1 pseudogene is annotated in these 539 nt (G+C 34.5%); it reads right to left on the bottom strand.

Going from position 1 to position 539, the window contains the following annotated elements:
- Positions 1–539, bottom strand: a pseudogene (locus AC1DJR_RS33025) (ABC transporter permease); the annotation flags it as partial.

Here is a 539-nt window from a genome sequence, read left to right as displayed (position 1 = left end):
GTATTAAATGGTTCTCCTGTTAACTTTGCATATTCTTTATAATCTGATTCTTTTATAAAAATGGCGCTTCTTAACGACTGCTCCTCCGTTTTCTTCGATGAAATATTTATTTTTGAAGCTGCTATATTATGTTTCTTTAATCCTTCGTCAATGATTTTCAGATGCTGTGGCTCATTGCTATTACCTTGCTTAGACTGATAGTGAAACGCAATTGGTCTGTCCATAATTTCTTTCGTCATCGAAGCAAACCCAACCAATGTACCTATTGCTGAAAATGCTACTGTTGAAATAATCGTTACAATAAAGAACATTCTTGCGTTATCTCTCATACGGTATGCTAAATCTGACAAAGTAATAATATTTGTCTGTGTCCAATAGAAGCGTTTACTTTTTTTACATAGTCTAATAATAAAGACGCTCAACTGCTTGTACAGCAAATACGTACCAATAATGACTACCGTTGTAACAGGAATCATCATTATAAATACCATTGCACCATGTGACATAAGAGCTCCTGCATAACCAGCACTAAGCAATAC

The sequence above is a fragment of the Bacillus sp. 05T31 genome, assembly GCF_056396725.1.
Note: the sequence above shows the minus strand (reverse complement) of the source record. Positions and strands in the feature narration are given on the sequence as shown.